Origin of the sequence: Acinetobacter sp. AS167 (genome assembly GCF_037152175.1) — a bacterium.
Lineage (GTDB): Bacteria > Pseudomonadota > Gammaproteobacteria > Pseudomonadales > Moraxellaceae > Acinetobacter.
Map to the genome: position 1 here is coordinate 1 of NZ_JBBCMP010000055.1, position 235 is coordinate 235.

1 rRNA gene is annotated in these 235 nt (G+C 37.0%); it reads right to left on the reverse strand.

The window, feature by feature from the left end:
- Positions 1 to 150: 150 nt before the first annotated feature.
- A 23S ribosomal RNA gene (locus tag WFN33_RS20340) occupies positions 151 to 235 on the reverse strand; the annotation flags it as partial.

Consider the following 235-nt stretch of genomic DNA (forward strand, 5'->3'; position numbering starts at 1 on the left):
AATGCCTTACTTCGTACCAAATGAGTTTAACAGAACATTTGAGTTGAATATTTTAACTAGCTTTACAACTAAATCAAGTATGTTTGATCTTTTATGAATCAAATGATGCTTACTTCTTTCGAAGTTCGTATACAACTGCTTGGGTGTTGTATAGTCAAGCCTCACGAGCAATTAGTATTGGTCAGCTTCATGCGTCACCGCACTTCCACATCCAACCTATCAACGTCGTAGTCTT